The 13,750-nt window shown below is 49.2% G+C and carries 13 protein-coding genes and 1 pseudogene; 10 read left to right on the top strand and 4 right to left on the bottom strand.

All coding sequences use genetic code 11. The features are described from left to right. Window positions 1-31 precede the first annotated feature (31 nt). The 3 genes from SB752_RS07320 to SB752_RS07330 all read left to right on the top strand — a co-directional run bounded on the left by SB752_RS07320 (window position 32) and on the right by SB752_RS07330 (window position 3,506). The gene (locus SB752_RS07320; RefSeq protein WP_410715026.1) at window positions 32-1,033 is read left to right on the top strand and encodes a substrate-binding domain-containing protein; all 1,002 of its coding nucleotides are present in this window, start codon (window positions 32-34) and stop codon (window positions 1,031-1,033) included. A 13-nt stretch (window positions 1,034-1,046) separates the two neighbouring features. Continuing rightward, entirely contained in the window at window positions 1,047-1,685 is a 639-nt protein-coding gene (gene deoC, locus SB752_RS07325) for a deoxyribose-phosphate aldolase (RefSeq protein WP_410715027.1), read from the top strand. A 90-nt stretch (window positions 1,686-1,775) separates the two neighbouring features. After that, window positions 1,776-3,506, top strand: coding sequence for a methyl-accepting chemotaxis protein (locus SB752_RS07330; protein WP_410715028.1), 1,731 nt, complete (start codon window positions 1,776-1,778; stop codon window positions 3,504-3,506). Window positions 3,507-3,889: 383 nt separating this feature from the next. Here SB752_RS07330 and SB752_RS07335 read toward each other — a convergent pair. Beyond that, window positions 3,890-4,762, bottom strand: a pseudogene (locus tag SB752_RS07335) (LysR family transcriptional regulator); the annotation flags it as partial. 147 nt (window positions 4,763-4,909) lie between these two features. Here SB752_RS07335 and SB752_RS07340 point away from each other — a divergent pair. Beyond that, a complete protein-coding gene (locus tag SB752_RS07340; RefSeq protein WP_410715029.1) occupies window positions 4,910-6,136 on the top strand; it encodes an MFS transporter in 1,227 nt (408 codons plus the stop codon). 58 nt (window positions 6,137-6,194) lie between these two features. Here the strand turns inward: SB752_RS07340 and SB752_RS07345 are convergent, their stop codons facing one another. Then, window positions 6,195-6,695: a DinB family protein gene (locus SB752_RS07345; RefSeq protein WP_410715030.1), complete on the bottom strand. Its 501-nt coding sequence runs from the start codon at window positions 6,693-6,695 to the stop codon at window positions 6,195-6,197. A 143-nt stretch (window positions 6,696-6,838) separates the two neighbouring features. On the opposite strand from SB752_RS07345, the gene SB752_RS07350 reads away from it, so the two are divergent. The 4 genes from SB752_RS07350 to SB752_RS07365 are packed head-to-tail and all read left to right on the top strand — an operon-like array spanning window position 6,839 to window position 8,700. Then, complete coding sequence (locus SB752_RS07350) at window positions 6,839-7,309, top strand: hypothetical protein (protein ID WP_410715031.1); 471 nt, start codon at window positions 6,839-6,841, stop codon at window positions 7,307-7,309. Then, window positions 7,284-7,580 (top strand): zinc ribbon domain-containing protein, encoded by a 297-nt coding sequence (locus tag SB752_RS07355; protein WP_410715032.1) that lies wholly within the window; start codon window positions 7,284-7,286, stop codon window positions 7,578-7,580. Before SB752_RS07350 ends, SB752_RS07355 begins: the two co-directional genes overlap by 26 nt. A gap of 14 nt (window positions 7,581-7,594) precedes the next feature. Beyond that, window positions 7,595-7,813, top strand: coding sequence for a hypothetical protein (locus SB752_RS07360; protein WP_410715033.1), 219 nt, complete (start codon window positions 7,595-7,597; stop codon window positions 7,811-7,813). A 59-nt stretch (window positions 7,814-7,872) separates the two neighbouring features. After that, window positions 7,873-8,700: a prohibitin family protein gene (locus SB752_RS07365; RefSeq protein WP_410715034.1), complete on the top strand. Its 828-nt coding sequence runs from the start codon at window positions 7,873-7,875 to the stop codon at window positions 8,698-8,700. 116 nt (window positions 8,701-8,816) lie between these two features. Here the strand turns inward: SB752_RS07365 and SB752_RS07370 are convergent, their stop codons facing one another. Further along, window positions 8,817-9,206, bottom strand: a complete 390-nt coding sequence (locus tag SB752_RS07370; RefSeq protein ID WP_410715035.1) for a VOC family protein — start codon at window positions 9,204-9,206, stop codon at window positions 8,817-8,819. 151 nt (window positions 9,207-9,357) lie between these two features. Between SB752_RS07370 and SB752_RS07375 the strand changes: the two genes are divergently transcribed. Continuing rightward, window positions 9,358-10,068 carry a DUF421 domain-containing protein gene (locus SB752_RS07375; protein ID WP_410715036.1) on the top strand — a complete coding sequence of 237 codons (711 nt, stop codon included), beginning with the start codon at window positions 9,358-9,360 and terminating at the stop codon, window positions 10,066-10,068. Between the two features lie 56 nt (window positions 10,069-10,124). On the opposite strand, the gene SB752_RS07380 is transcribed toward SB752_RS07375, so the two are convergent. Beyond that, a complete protein-coding gene (locus SB752_RS07380; protein WP_410715037.1) occupies window positions 10,125-10,940 on the bottom strand; it encodes an MBL fold metallo-hydrolase in 816 nt (271 codons plus the stop codon). A gap of 141 nt (window positions 10,941-11,081) precedes the next feature. Here SB752_RS07380 and hrpB point away from each other — a divergent pair, with 141 nt between their 5' ends. Continuing rightward, window positions 11,082-13,598 carry an ATP-dependent helicase HrpB gene (gene hrpB, locus SB752_RS07385; protein ID WP_410715038.1) on the top strand — a complete coding sequence of 839 codons (2,517 nt, stop codon included), beginning with the start codon at window positions 11,082-11,084 and terminating at the stop codon, window positions 13,596-13,598. Window positions 13,599-13,750: the final 152 nt, after the last annotated feature.

Raw genomic sequence — 13,750 nt, forward strand, 5'->3', positions numbered from 1 at the left:
ATTCTCTAAAAAATAGTAAGGGGGATTTTATATGAAGAAGGGAAACAAACTGTTCGTTGTTTCAGCACTGTTAACTAGCCTTGTATTTGCTGGCTGCTCCTCTCAACAGCCTACAACTGAGGGTGGAGGCGCAAATGCTGGTGGGGGAGACAAAAAAATCGTTATTGGCTTCTCTCAGGTAACATCTGAATCACCGTTTTACACAGCATTAGTTGATGGCGCGAAGGCAGAGGCTCAGAAGCAAGGCGCAGAATTGGTTGTCATGGATGCACAAAACGACATCGAGAAGCAAAACGCTGATGTGCAGGATCTCATCACCAAAGGAATTGACGTGCTGATCCTGAACCCAACCAACCCGACAGCCGTAGTACCAGCGCTGAACGCAGCGAAGCAGGCAAACATCCAGGTAGTTACTGTCGACCGTCCAACCGAGGAAAAAGTAGCAGCATTCGTAGGACGTGACAACAAGGAAATGGGCCGTATCGCAGGTAAACAAGCCGTTGCTATCCTCGGTGGAGAAGGTAAAGCAACAGGGAAAGTCATCGAGCTGCAAGGTGACGCGGGCGGTAAAGTAATGATGGATCGACATGATGGCTTTCATGAGATCGTAGGCAAGGAATCTGGTGTGAAAATCGTGGAAGGTCCATACGCAGACTACGTTCGCGCCAAAGCTGTAAAAGCATTCCAGGACCTTTTGCAAGCAAACCCGGATGTAAACCTGGTCTATGCGCACAACGATGACATGGCACTTGGCGCCCTTCAGGTTCTGGAGCAAGCCAAAATGCTCGACAAAGTAAAAATCGTAGGTATCGACGGCCTGTCTGAAGCGGTAAAAGCGATCGTGGATGGAAAATACAGCGCAACGGTGTTCAATGATCCTACCAAGCTTGGCTCCATCGTAGTAGATACAGCACTCAAAGTAGCAAAAGGCGAACAGGTTCCAGAATACGTGGATGGCGGCACTGGCTTGATCGATGCTTCCAATGCAAAAGATGTGTACAACGAAAAAGACGTATTTGCCCAAATGAAATAAGGAGGCTACAACGATGATTGCAAGCTACATTGACCATACCCTTTTGAAACCAGAGGCAACAAAAGAACAAGTTATGAAGCTGTGCGTAGAAGCGCGCGAGTACAGTTTTGCATCGGTTTGCATCAACCCTGCATTTGTTGAGCTGGCTAGCTCTATGCTCAAGGATACAGAAGTAAAAGTGTGCACGGTCGTGGGCTTCCCGCTGGGCGCAAACACCACAGCACTAAAAGTGGAGGAAACCAAGCAGGCTATCCGTGGGGGTGCACAGGAGATCGATATGGTCATCAACATCGGCGCTCTAAAAGCAGGAGACGCCAAGCTTGTGGAGGATGAAATCCGTGCGGTGGTGGAAGCGGCAGAGGGGCAGCTGGTAAAGGTGATCATCGAGGCGTGCCTTTTGACTCGAGAAGAGAAGATTCTCGCATGCCAATTGTCTGAGAAGGCAGGGGCACACTACGTCAAAACCTCTACTGGCTTTTCTACCGGAGGAGCTACTGCTGAGGATGTCGCTCTGATGAGAGAAGTAGTGGGAGATCGCTTGGGCGTGAAAGCCTCGGGTGGTGTTCGTGATTTGATAACGGCGCAAAACATGATCGAAGCGGGCGCTTCTCGCATCGGTTCGAGTAACAGTACAGTCATCGTGAACAGCTAAAGACTTCTTGTGCTAACAGCGGATGGGGGAGATTGCTCCCCATCCGTTTTTTTCGCTCACTTTTTTAGTCATACATCAGGAGGAAAAATTGTGAAGAGGCTCTATCAATTGCGGATTTTTCCACGAATCATGATCATGCTGGCCATCTTGCTGATCACGATGACGGGAATTTGGTTCTCCGGCTTTTACTATTTGGACAAGGCAAATGACAGTATGCATCACGTGCATGAAGACAATCTGGTGCCGATTCTGGAAATTGGCAAGGTACGAACCAATCTGCGCACGCTGGAAACCCATTTCTATCAATTGACACTGGAAACGGACACTGCCAAGCATAATTCCATTATCGGACAGATGATGGCGCTGATCAGTGAAAATAACCAGCTGATTGCTTCGTTCGCCGAGAAGGTGAAGGAGCCCGCTGAAAAGCAAAAGCTGGATGAGCTAATGGTCATGCTGAAGGAATACCAGGCAAAGCGCTCCGAGCTGATTCAGCTGGTGCTTCATCAGGAGGGAAGTGCTGCAGCGAGTCAGTATCAAGCGCTATCGCCCTTGCTGCAGAAAATCAACAACGGCTTCCAGGAGCTGATGACAGTTAAGGAAACTGAGGCATTCGAGAACTATCGCCAAACAGCAGAGAACGGCGGGGATGCGAACAAGATCATGATTGCGATTCTCATAGGAGCGGGGTTGCTGTCCGTACTCTTTGGAATCGGGATTACCCGCACCGTTTCACAGCCTGTGCTAAAGGTAACCAAGTGGATTACCGCATTCGCCGAGAAAACAGCGACTGGTGAGTCGGACTTGTCCGAGCGTATTCAGGTGAAGGCATCCGGAGAGATCGGTACGCTCATCACTTCTTTTAATCTGTTTATCGAAAAGGTACAGGAGATCGTCCATACAACACAGGAGAGTGTCGACGAGCTGCTTCAATCAGCTGAGCACTTGCAGCAAAGTGCTACGCAGTCCCATGCAGCATCGACAGGAGCCAGGACCTCGATGCATGAAGTCTCGGCCTTGACGGCAGAGCAGCTTTGCAGCACAGAGGAGGTGGCGGCTGTTGTCGTGCAGGTGAGTACGGGCGTGCAGGTAATTGCGGACAGGACGACAGCAATCGCAGATGCGTCCTCCGTGATGACAGGAAAAGCCCAGCAAGGGGATGGCTTGCTGCGAGCTGTTGTGGAGCAAATCCGGTTTATGGATGAAAGGGTAAAAGAAACAGCTGTCACGATACGAGACCTGGGAGAGAAATCACAGCAGATCGTCCATGCCCTGAACGTCATTTCGGGAATATCCAAGCAAACCTCGTTGCTTGCGCTCAATGCAGCGATTGAGGCAGCACGTGCAAACGAGCATGGACGCGGATTTGCCGTGGTCGCTGACGAAGTAAGAAAGCTGTCCGAGGAATCGCAGCATTCCGCTGCCCAGATCGAACAATTGATAGCGGAGATCAAGAGCGGCTCGCAAAATGCCGTCAGTGCGATGGAGGGTATGGTGCTTGGGGTAGAATCTGGACTAGACTCAGCCAATCAAACGGGACAAGCCTTTGAACGAATCATGATCTTGATCGAAGAGGTGACCGCACAGCTGCAGGAAATATCGGCCACCTCCTTGCAGGTAAGCGCCGGTGCACAGGAAACCTCTGCTTCCGTGCAGCAGCTCACCTCCGCTGCACAAACCGTATCGACCCATAGCCAGGAGGTTGTCACGCATGCAACAGAGCAGCTCACCGCCTCCCAGCAGGTCAGCCAGATGGCACAGACGATTCGTGCCCGAGCAGAGCACTTGAAATCGATTGTTGCCGGGTTTCATACGAAGTAGCCTTCCGCCGCACTCTCAGATCTGTAGATCAACCAGGTGGGGTAAAAAAGTGAAGCATATAATGTTGAACAAAGGGGAGCCACGAAGAGTGGTTCCCCTATTTGTTTGAATGACTTTCGGATAAATCACAACGCTAGTGAGAGGAAAACGGAGAAAAAGCGAAGGTCTTTGGGGCACAGCTCAGGTGGAATGAAAAAAATCGAAACAAGCTTTTAGCGTCCACCCCTGTGAAGCATCCTGAGCCCACCACTTTGGACGCGGGTTTCGCTTTTTTCCATGTAGCCGGACAGTCAATCCTCCAGGCGAGTGACCCAAGAACCTGGAGCATTTTCTCCGTTTTTCTCTCCTCCACCACAGCTCGAATTACCGTACCGCGAATCCGAAAAATGGTTCAATACAAACTCCTTGAACCGTCTAGCCGCCGGAGAAAGATACCCTCCCTGCACGAGAGCCATCCCAATCACCCGCTGACATTTGGGCTCACGAATGCGGATTTGTGCAATTTTGCTCATATTAATCCCGTGCAGGTCAGGCAAAAGCGATACCCCAAGACCTGCTGCGACAAGCCCCGAAACCGTAGCCGCCTCCTCACCTTCAAACGTAATTTGCGGAGTGACCCCGATTTGCTGGAACAACTGATCGGTTGTACGCCGCAGAGCATAGCCCTTTTTCAAAAAGATAAAAGACTCGCTTGCGATTTCCTGAAGCAAAATACTTTCCCGAACAGCCAATGGATGACCGAGCGGGACTACCGCAAAAAGCTCCTCGGTCCACAGCGGTGTCCAGTGGATCGGCAGTTTGGTTTCAGTAGGCTCTGCAAGCAGGCAGAGGTCGAGCTCACCGGCACTCAAATGCTCTAGCAGCGAATAGCTGTGATTTTGTATAAGCGTGAAGCTGATGGAAGGGGAGAGCAGGCGAAAGGCCCCGATCAAATCAGGAATCAGATTGGTTCCTAAAGTGTGCAGAAAGCCCAAGGCAACCTCGCCATGCTCAGGATGCACCAAATCATGCAGCTCTTGCTTCCCGTCGTTAAACTCCTTGAGAATGCGATTAACCCGCTTCAAAAAAAGCTGACCATAGCGATTCAGTATGATGTTTCTGCCTTGCCGCTCAAACAATTGAACACCCAGCTCCTCTTCTAGCCGAGCGATAGATCGACTGAGTGCTGGCTGAGACAGCGACATATGTTCGGCGGCACGAGTGACGTGTTGAATCCGTGCCAAGGTTTGAAAGTATTCAAGCTGCTGCCATTCCATCAAGCAACCCTCCAGACTGTATCAAAAAAGCTGTATATAAATCATTACCTGTATGCATGAAAATCATGATTACAATAAATTATACATTATGAATTGGGGGTGATAGTATAACGGTGAGACGGAAAGGATTCAGGGAGGTTCATCATCATGGGCTACATCGAGCAAGGAACTATTGCTTTTCGGAAGTCCAATCTAGCCTTTTTTGCAGCAGGGTTTAATACGTTTGCGATTTTGTACAGCACGCAGCCGCTCATGCCCGAATTCACCAAAGAATTTCACATCTCCCCTACGATGGCAAGCCTGTCACTGTCCATGACGACGATCTCACTTGCGATCAGCATGCTGCTATTTGGGACCATGTCAGAGGTGTGGGGACGAAAACCTGTCATGATAAGCTCCATGCTCGTGGCATCCGTTTTATCGATTTTGACTGCTTTTAGCTCGACTTTTGAATCATTATTACTATTTCGCATCATTCAGGGAATTGCTTTAGGGGGCCTGCCGTCTATTGCCATGGCATATTTGGGAGAGGAAATGGAGCCCAGAAGCCTTGGTGTCGCGATGGGGCTCTACATAAGCGGAAATTCACTTGGGGCGGTCTGCGGACGCATCATATCGGGAACGCTGACTGATCTGTTCAACTGGCATGTGGCGATGGGCTCAATCAGCTTTATCAGCTTGGTGGCAAGTCTCATTTTCTGGATTTGCTTGCCAAAATCACAAAATTTTCATGCGCGTACACCTGAATTTAAAAAGCTGATGGCATCGATGGGCAGTCATTTGAAGGACCCTGGGCTCCTATGCCTGTTCGGAATCGGCTTTCTTATTTTAGGGAGCAATGTCGCAATGTATAACTACATGGGCTATGTGCTGACGAGGGAGCCTTATTCGCTTTCCCAGACACTAGTCGGCTGGATTTTCATCGTGTTTTTGGTAGGGATGTTCAGCTCTGTTTGGATGGCAAAAATGGCGGATAAATACGGGCGGCAAAAAGTGCTGATGATTTCTCTTTTGTTGACGCTCATCGGGGCTTGTCTGACATTGGATGAATGGCTGTGGATCAAAATACTCGGACTGCCGATCCTCACATTTGGCTTTTTCGGTAGCCATTCCATCGCGAGCGGCTGGGTAGGGCGTCGCGCGCTGCACGACAAAGCACAGGCATCCTCACTCTATTTGTTCTTTTACTATGCAGGCTCAAGTATTGGAGGAACGATGGGGGGCGTCTTCTGGTCCTCCTTTGGCTGGAGCGGAGTCGTAGGGATGATTGTCGTCTTTATGCTGATCGGATTTGTCCTCGTTCAGCGGTTAGCCAAAGTCGTTCCTGTAAGCAGTACGGCTTCGATAGATAACAATGTACCTGTAAAAAGCTGACGTTAATCCAGAATTTATCATGAAAACCGCGGAGGCCATATCCCGCGGTTTTTTTACGTTATAAGCTCAGTTTCTGTTCTAATTCCTGCTTCTGGTTCAGATGATGGCGAAAATGCATATCGACAAGATCGTACCACTCCCGCGCATTCATCCATCCAAAGCCTTCATGTAATGCTTTATGGTTTGGATTTACGAGGTCTACTTTTTCTTCCCATTCCCGCATTCTCTTCTGGACGAGATCGAGACCTGCAAATAGGTCTTCTTTTTCTTCCGAATTGCTGGGGGTATTTTCGGGCAAGTCCGGCAGCTTGATTTTAATGGGCAAAAATCCGCCCCTCGCGTATAAATTTTCACCAGCGGTCGTTTTTCCTAGCGGTTGCTCCGATACGGCTTCTGCACAAGCTTCCACATTGTCCAGGTACTCCAGCGCCACGAGAATCAAGTGGCTGTACATTTGACCAAGAGACCAGGTTCCTCGCTCAGGGATATGTCTTAGCTGCTCTAATGAGTATGCTTGCAAGTTGCTTTTGTACGCATCAATCAACTTCAGATCGCTCATTTGAAAAGCCCCTTTTCCCGTTTAGGTCGCATATTTTCACTGCTTTTTTCAAGCTACAAGGGGAAGTTTTCTTTCCCCACTGCCAAATAAAGGTTATCATTATGGGGGGAGTTTGGTAAATAGGATGAGAGGTGGAAAGGTTTATGATTCGCAAAATTGTGGTCGCGCTACTTTCAGCGATCATCTTTTGTATGGGACTCGCCTGGTTAAATTACACGCCGCTAGATGAGCAACAAGCAAATACATATCATTGGTCATACGCTTCCTTGGTAATGGTGTATCTGATTTACGCAGCCCCTGTTTATTTGGTAGGAGGAGTACCATTGTCCCTCCTGATCGAATTTATCACAGAAAAAATTGGCTGGGTTAACCCTGTTGTCAATTATGTATTTCGCTTGCTTGCGTATAGCTTGGCTGGATTGGTTGCGATGATGCTGTTTATGCTCGTTATGTCAGGAGGCAAATCTCTTACCTCTTCCTCACTTGCAAATGGGGACTTCCTCTTTGAGGTCGTGGCGTCGCTGCTTTATCTGCATCTGTGGCTGTTCAGCTTTCTTATTGTAAACCCAAAAAAGGGAGGATATAGCCATGCCGGATATATGCGGCATTTGTAAAGAGCCGCTCGACTATCGCTTCCAATGCAGCTGTACGAGAAAAACAATGCGCGCCGTAGATGAGGCAAATGCCAGAAAAGGCTGCCTAAAATGCGGCTGCACTTCCGCCACGATAACGGAAATGTCGGCAACGGGCGGTGTTTTGTCGAGGATGTTCAACCTACAGTATCAGCGGTTTGATGTCGTTAGTTGTGTCGCGTGTGGATACAGTGAGATGTATAAACGAGACCCGTCTGCCACACGTGATATTCTTGATTTGTTTTTTGGATAAAGGATGGTGCTATAATGTCTATCGGAGGATTTCAAAGCGGATTTCATGCACGTAAAGTACCTCGCGCCCAAGTAAAATGGGAGCAGTTTCTCATTTGCAGCCATGGGTGCGAGGAAGTCATCCAGCTTATTTCGCATGTATCAGGCGAGGTCGAGTTTGAGCTGTGCAGGCTCGAGGCAGAGCGGATGGGAAGGGTGTTATTAGAAGCTGCTGCGAATACAGAAAGTTTTTGAAACTAATTGTTTTCTGAAGCGTATGCATAAATGATGATATATAAAGGGGGAGGCGGAACATGAGCGACAACAATGTAGTAAAGATGAGTCCCTTTCAAACAGGGGGCAAGCTGATTGCGACAATCCTGGTTCTTGCGGTATTGGTACTAATCGGAAGTCAATCCTTTACGATTATATCGGCTGGACACAGCGGAATTGTGTTGCAACTCGGAGCAGTACAGCCAAAGGTAATGCAAGAAGGCATGCACTTCAAAATTCCGTTTATTCAAACCGTAATACCAATGGAGGTGCGAGTACAGAAGTCGGAGATGAGTCAAACCTCTGCTTCTCGTGACCTGCAAACCGTATCGACTACGATCGCAGTTAACCACCATCTGAACGCTGAAAATGTAAACAAACTGTATCAGCAGGTTGGCCTGGAATATAACAGCCGAATTGTTGATCCCGCCATCGCAGAAGCGTTGAAAGCGGTTACTGCTCAATATACAGCAGAAGAACTTATTTCCAAGCGTTCTGAAGTAAGCGCCAAGGTAAAAGAAGTGTTACGCGAAAAGCTGTCCACTTATAACATTATTTTGGATGAAATCAATATTCGCGAGTTTACGTTTAGCGATGAATTCAACCGTGCCATCGAATCCAAGCAGGTAGCCGAGCAGCAGGCGCTCAAATCCAAGCTGGACCTGGAGCGGATTAAGATAGAAAAGGAACAGGAAATTACGAGAGCACAAGCACAGGCAGAAGCATTGCGTTTACAAAAACAGGAAGTAACGCCGGAGCTGATCCAGCTCAGACAAATCGAAGCACAGCTGGAAGCGATCCGCAAATGGGATGGAAAATTGCCAAACGTGACAGGTGGAGCGACTCCGTTTATCAGCGTGGATAAATAAAATAGCAAGCGGTCACATCCATTTTTAAGAAAAACGTCGAGACAAACGTTTTACACAGAACAAGACCATCCTAGGGCTTGAGTGCCTGGATGGTCTTTGTCATGATAAAAGTCAATTTAGCGTGTGCTCTCGAACAACTCCAGCCATTCTCCATCCGGACCCTTGAAGAATATGTAGCGTGAGCCGTTTGGTAAAGTCGTAATTTCAGCGTCAATGAAAGCTACATCCATCTGCTTGAGACGCTCGATTTCGTCTTCCAGATTGTCTGCGGCAAAAGCGAGATGATGGACCTTGCCTTCTTCGGGTAGTGAATCGTTGTAGCCCTGGACTAATTCGAGCTCGGTTTCCTTGCTGCCAGCGAAGCCGAGAAAAGCAAGGGTAATGGCAGAATTGGTATGCACCAGCTTGCCCAAGCACTCCATTCCGATCACTTTGGTATAAAAGTCGATGGAAGTATCCAGGTCTTTTACCATCAACCCGACGTGCTCTACTTTTTTGATCGCCATTGATTTCACTCCTCGCCACGTATGAGATTACTATTTATTGTAGAAGATTTTTCTGCAAAAGTCTGTATTCAGCTGAGACCATTGATTTGGAGTGTGAAATACTGGATATAACTATAGCGAGACTAACATATCGACTATATGGCGGTGCATGATGGACACGATTATCGAAACGATCGGAAGAGCAATTCTCGCTTTTACCATTATGATGATCATTACACGGCTACTGGGCAAGCAGACAATCGCCCAAATGACGTATCATGATTTTGTTGCAGCGATTACATTGGGAGCGCTTACGGCGAACCTCGCTTTTAACCTCCAAATCAAAATGGGGCAGCTAATTGCGGCATTACTTACGTTTAGTGCGATTGCCTATTTGTTAATGATTTTGTCACTTAAAAACCGTTCTTTACGTAAATGGTTCTCCGGCCAGCCAACAATTATTATTCAGAACGGAAAAATATTGGAAGATAACATGCGAAAGCTAAAGTTTTCGCTCGATACGCTGAATCAGGAGCTACGGGAGAGAAACATTTACAACATCGAGGAAGTTCAGTTCGCAGTGCTGGAGCTGAACGGTGAATTGTCTGTTTTACGCAAGTCGGAGTACCTTCCTGTCACACGTAAGGATCTCAAGCTAAAATATAATAAACGCCAATGGTTTCCCATCGAGTTGATCATGGATGGAAAGATCATCCATCACAATTTAAAGCAGAATCAGCTCCAGCTCGATTGGCTGATGGGGCTTTTGAACAAAAAAGGGTTACGTCCTGATCAGGTGAACTATGCGGTGAAAAACTCTAATGGGAAAGTGATTTTCGATATGTACGATGACCAGATGTCCAATCCGATAGATAAAGAATAGAGACCGACAAATCAGTCGGTCTCTTCGTATTGTATGCAGTTTCTAATGACATACCCCTAGCAGCTTTTTTCTTCATTTCGCTTGTCTGCAAGCACGGATCGAACGATATGAAGTGAATCAAACTCCCCTTCGGATATTTCGACGATCAGCGGATTTGCTGTAAACAGGCGTGCTTGGATTTCGTTTTCCGCAAGCCCCAGGGAGTGGAGATGACAAATCTCTCCCGACAAATTTTCCAGATAGTCCAGCTTTTGTTGCAATACAGCGGGTCCATCTGCGATGTATCCAGCATGGGCGCAATACATGGCACCGAAGTCTTGGGAAAGAACTAGACGGATGGATTCAATCTGAAGCGGGATGGATTCTTCCCGCAAAATCACTTTTGTCTTGATTCCTAAAAACAAATCGCCCGAGAACAAACGTCCTGTTCCCTCGTGAATGAGGGCGATGTGGTCGTGAGCATGGCCCGGTGTATAAAGCACCTTCCAGTCAAGGGTACGGGAATGAAAGGTAGCTCGTATCGGAAAAGCTGTGAATGGCTCGCGAATACCCCACGTGAGTTGGCGGTATTTGGGATAGCTTGCTTTTGCAGCGCAAGTGTCTACACCGTTTTCGTGAATGTAAATCGGTACCTGTGTGTGCTGTTCAATCCAAGCTGCGGTTCCTACATGGTCTTCGTGACTGTGAGTGAGCACGACAGAATCAAATGACGCATCCTGAAGAAAAGGAATCAGGTCGTCCGCGATAATCTGGGGACCCGTGTCGATCATCATTCCATCGGTAATAAATACATAAATCGAAGAATCACGGCCTGCTTTTTGCACGATTCCTTCTGCGCAGGTGACAGCCTCATGCTGGTGGATGCGGAGCACATCGCACACCTCCTTCTAGTTACGGGCAACAAATTGATTATACTATTGAATGATTATTCAGTCATTTTTGGAGTGCTTTTTGAATGAGGTCAATTGTGTGTATGATGAACAAATCAGGTTACGCAAGCGAGAGGTGAAAAAATGAATCAGCTACCAATCGATGAGGTTCTACCGCAAGTAAAGGCAGTACTACAGGAACAAACAAGCGCCGTCCTCGTCGCCGCACCTGGCGCAGGAAAAACGACCAGAGTTCCACTGGCGCTCATCGACGAGCCGTGGCTTTCAGGACGGCGAATATTGATGCTGACACCGCGTCGTTTGGCCGCACGCGCATCCGCCAGCTACATGGCAGCTTTGCTGGGTGAAAAGGTAGGAGAAACAGTAGGTTACCGCGTCAAAATGGATGCCAAGGTAGGGCCGCAAACTCGCATCGAGGTCATTACAGAAGGAGTGCTTACTCGTATGCTCCAGGCTGACCCGGCACTAGAGGATGTGGGGCTCATCATTTTCGATGAATTTCATGAGCGGAATCTTCACGCAGATTTGGGACTTGCCCTCAGCTTGCAGGCACGCAGCCTGTTTTGTGAAGACGTTCGGATTCTTGTCATGTCAGCGACGCTGGATGCAGAGCCGGTAGCGGCGCTTCTCGGCGATGCTCCCGTAATTAAGAGTGAAGGACGTCAATATCCGGTAGAGACGCGGTTTTTGGCTCGGCCACTGGACGGGCGCATGGAGCCGGAAATAGCGAGGGTGATTCAACAGGTCCTGGTGGCTGAAGCTGGAGACATGCTCGTATTTTTACCAGGTGCTGGTGAGATTCGCCGGGTAGAAGCCTTGCTCCGGGAGGCGGGTATGAGTCCCGGTGTACAAATTGCCCCATTGTATGGAGCACTTCCGCAAGAAGCACAAGATAAAGCGCTCAGTCGGGGAAAGTCAGGGGAGAGAAAGATTGTGCTGTCGACCTCTATCGCTGAAACAAGCTTAACAGTAGAGGGTGTGCGCATCGTAATTGATAGCGGCTTTATGCGCGTGCCGAGGTTCTCCCCGCGGACAGGCATGACGCGACTGGAGACGATCCAAGTATCCAAAGCCTCAGCTGATCAGCGACGAGGCCGAGCGGGACGACTTGCGCCCGGCATCTGCTACCGGATGTGGACAGAGTCGGAGGACAGAATGCTCGTAGCGCATCAGCCACCAGAAATCAAAGAAGCTGATTTAGCGCCGCTTGCACTGGAACTTTCTGCGTGGGGAGTCGCGGATGCAGATGAGCTGTCGTGGCTGGATTCGCCTCCAAAAGCAGCGATGGCACAGGCCAGCGACTTACTGATTCAGCTCGGTGCGATGGACGAGAGCAACCGGATTACCCAGCATGGCAGACAACTGGCACAAATGGGACTTCATCCAAGACTGGGACACATGATCTGGAAAGCGGAGGAGCTGGGGCTTCGCTCGCTTGCCTGTGAGCTTGCCGTGCTCATAAACGAGCGTGATATCATCCGAGGCAGGGGGGCGAGCCAGGATGCAGACTTGCAGCTGCGCGTCGAATTGCTCAGAATGATCGGTCGCCACAAGAAGTTAGAGCGAGCGCATCTTGGCGAGCTACAGGTTGATGAAGGCACGATCCGGCGCATTTGGGAAGAAGCGGCTCAATTAAAGCGGCAGTGGAGTGTGCTTGAAAATGCTGAGGCAACAGACATAGCAGCAACGGGAAGGCTGCTTGCTTACGCCTATCCTGATCGCATCGCCCAGCGCAGAGGAGATGGGCGATATTTGCTCCGCAATGGACGTGGCGCCACATTTATGATTAATCAGCGACTCGCCTATGAAAAGTATGTCGTAGCTGCCATGCTCGACGACCAAGGCGTGGATAGTCGTATCACACTGGCAGCACGACTCGATGAAAGCGATCTGGAGAGGGACTTTACAGATGAGATACAGGAAGAAGTGAAGGTATGGTGGGAGCGGTCATCCCAATCTGTCCGTGCGAGGGCTCGCAAGCGTTTGGGGGCGTTGACGATTCGCGAAGCGCCAGATGCAGCTCCTGATCCGGTGGCAGTGCTCACCGCCTTGCTCGGTGGAATTGCCGAAGAGGGACTGAACATACTGCCTTGGAATCGGCATGCACGATCGCTCCAGGAACGGCTGCTTTTCATGCACAGGCTAGATGCAAATTGGCCGGATGTATCGGAAGAAGCAATGGCTGGCTCGCTTGCAGAGTGGCTCGGGCCGCATCTGTATGGTTGTAAAAAGCTGGCGGAGCTGCAGCACTTATCCTTGTCGTCGATCCTCGAAGCTATGCTTAGCTGGGAGCAGCGACGGGAGCTGGACGTGAGCGCACCTACACATATCGTCGTACCGAGCGGCTCGCGTATTCCTGTCGATTACAGCAATCCCGATGCGCCTGTTCTTTCCGTCCGATTACAGGAGTTGTTCGGCTGGCAGGATACGCCAAGAGTTGGACGAGGGCGGGTGCCACTGACCCTTCATTTATTGTCGCCAGCCCATCGCCCTGTGCAGGTGACGCAAGATTTATCCAGTTTTTGGAAAAGTGCATACTTTGATATAAAGAAAGACTTGAAGGGACGATATCCGAAGCATTATTGGCCGGATGATCCCCTGCAGGCCATGCCTACGAACAGGACTCGCCCCCGCACATAGACCCAAATCGAGTCCTCGTTGGCTTGTACCATCTACCCTCAGCCTGGGTGAACGTTCCCATTTTGCTAGTTCAATGTTCGTGAGTAGGCTGTTTTTTGAAACCTATAAGGAAACAATCACGTCTGGAGGGTACTGTTTTATTCACGTACTAC

The sequence above is a fragment of the Brevibacillus sp. SIMBA_040 genome (assembly GCF_046535075.1).
In the GTDB taxonomy this organism is placed as follows: domain Bacteria; phylum Bacillota; class Bacilli; order Brevibacillales; family Brevibacillaceae; genus Brevibacillus.

Bases quoted from the DNA above. Each gene is read 5' to 3' on its own strand.
- SB752_RS07320 (WP_410715026.1), top strand. From the start codon at position 32: ATGAAGAAGGGAAACAAACTGTTCGTTGTTTCAGCACTGTTAACTAGC.
- deoC (WP_410715027.1), top strand. From the start codon at position 1,047: ATGATTGCAAGCTACATTGACCATACCCTTTTGAAACCAGAGGCAACA.
- SB752_RS07340 (WP_410715029.1), top strand. From the start codon at position 4,910: ATGGGCTACATCGAGCAAGGAACTATTGCTTTTCGGAAGTCCAATCTA.
- SB752_RS07345 (WP_410715030.1), bottom strand. From the start codon at position 6,695: ATGAGCGATCTGAAGTTGATTGATGCGTACAAAAGCAACTTGCAAGCA.
- SB752_RS07350 (WP_410715031.1), top strand. From the start codon at position 6,839: ATGATTCGCAAAATTGTGGTCGCGCTACTTTCAGCGATCATCTTTTGT.
- SB752_RS07355 (WP_410715032.1), top strand. From the start codon at position 7,284: ATGCCGGATATATGCGGCATTTGTAAAGAGCCGCTCGACTATCGCTTC.
- SB752_RS07360 (WP_410715033.1), top strand. From the start codon at position 7,595: ATGTCTATCGGAGGATTTCAAAGCGGATTTCATGCACGTAAAGTACCT.
- SB752_RS07365 (WP_410715034.1), top strand. From the start codon at position 7,873: ATGAGCGACAACAATGTAGTAAAGATGAGTCCCTTTCAAACAGGGGGC.
- SB752_RS07370 (WP_410715035.1), bottom strand. From the start codon at position 9,206: ATGGCGATCAAAAAAGTAGAGCACGTCGGGTTGATGGTAAAAGACCTG.
- SB752_RS07375 (WP_410715036.1), top strand. From the start codon at position 9,358: ATGGACACGATTATCGAAACGATCGGAAGAGCAATTCTCGCTTTTACC.
- hrpB (WP_410715038.1), top strand. From the start codon at position 11,082: ATGAATCAGCTACCAATCGATGAGGTTCTACCGCAAGTAAAGGCAGTA.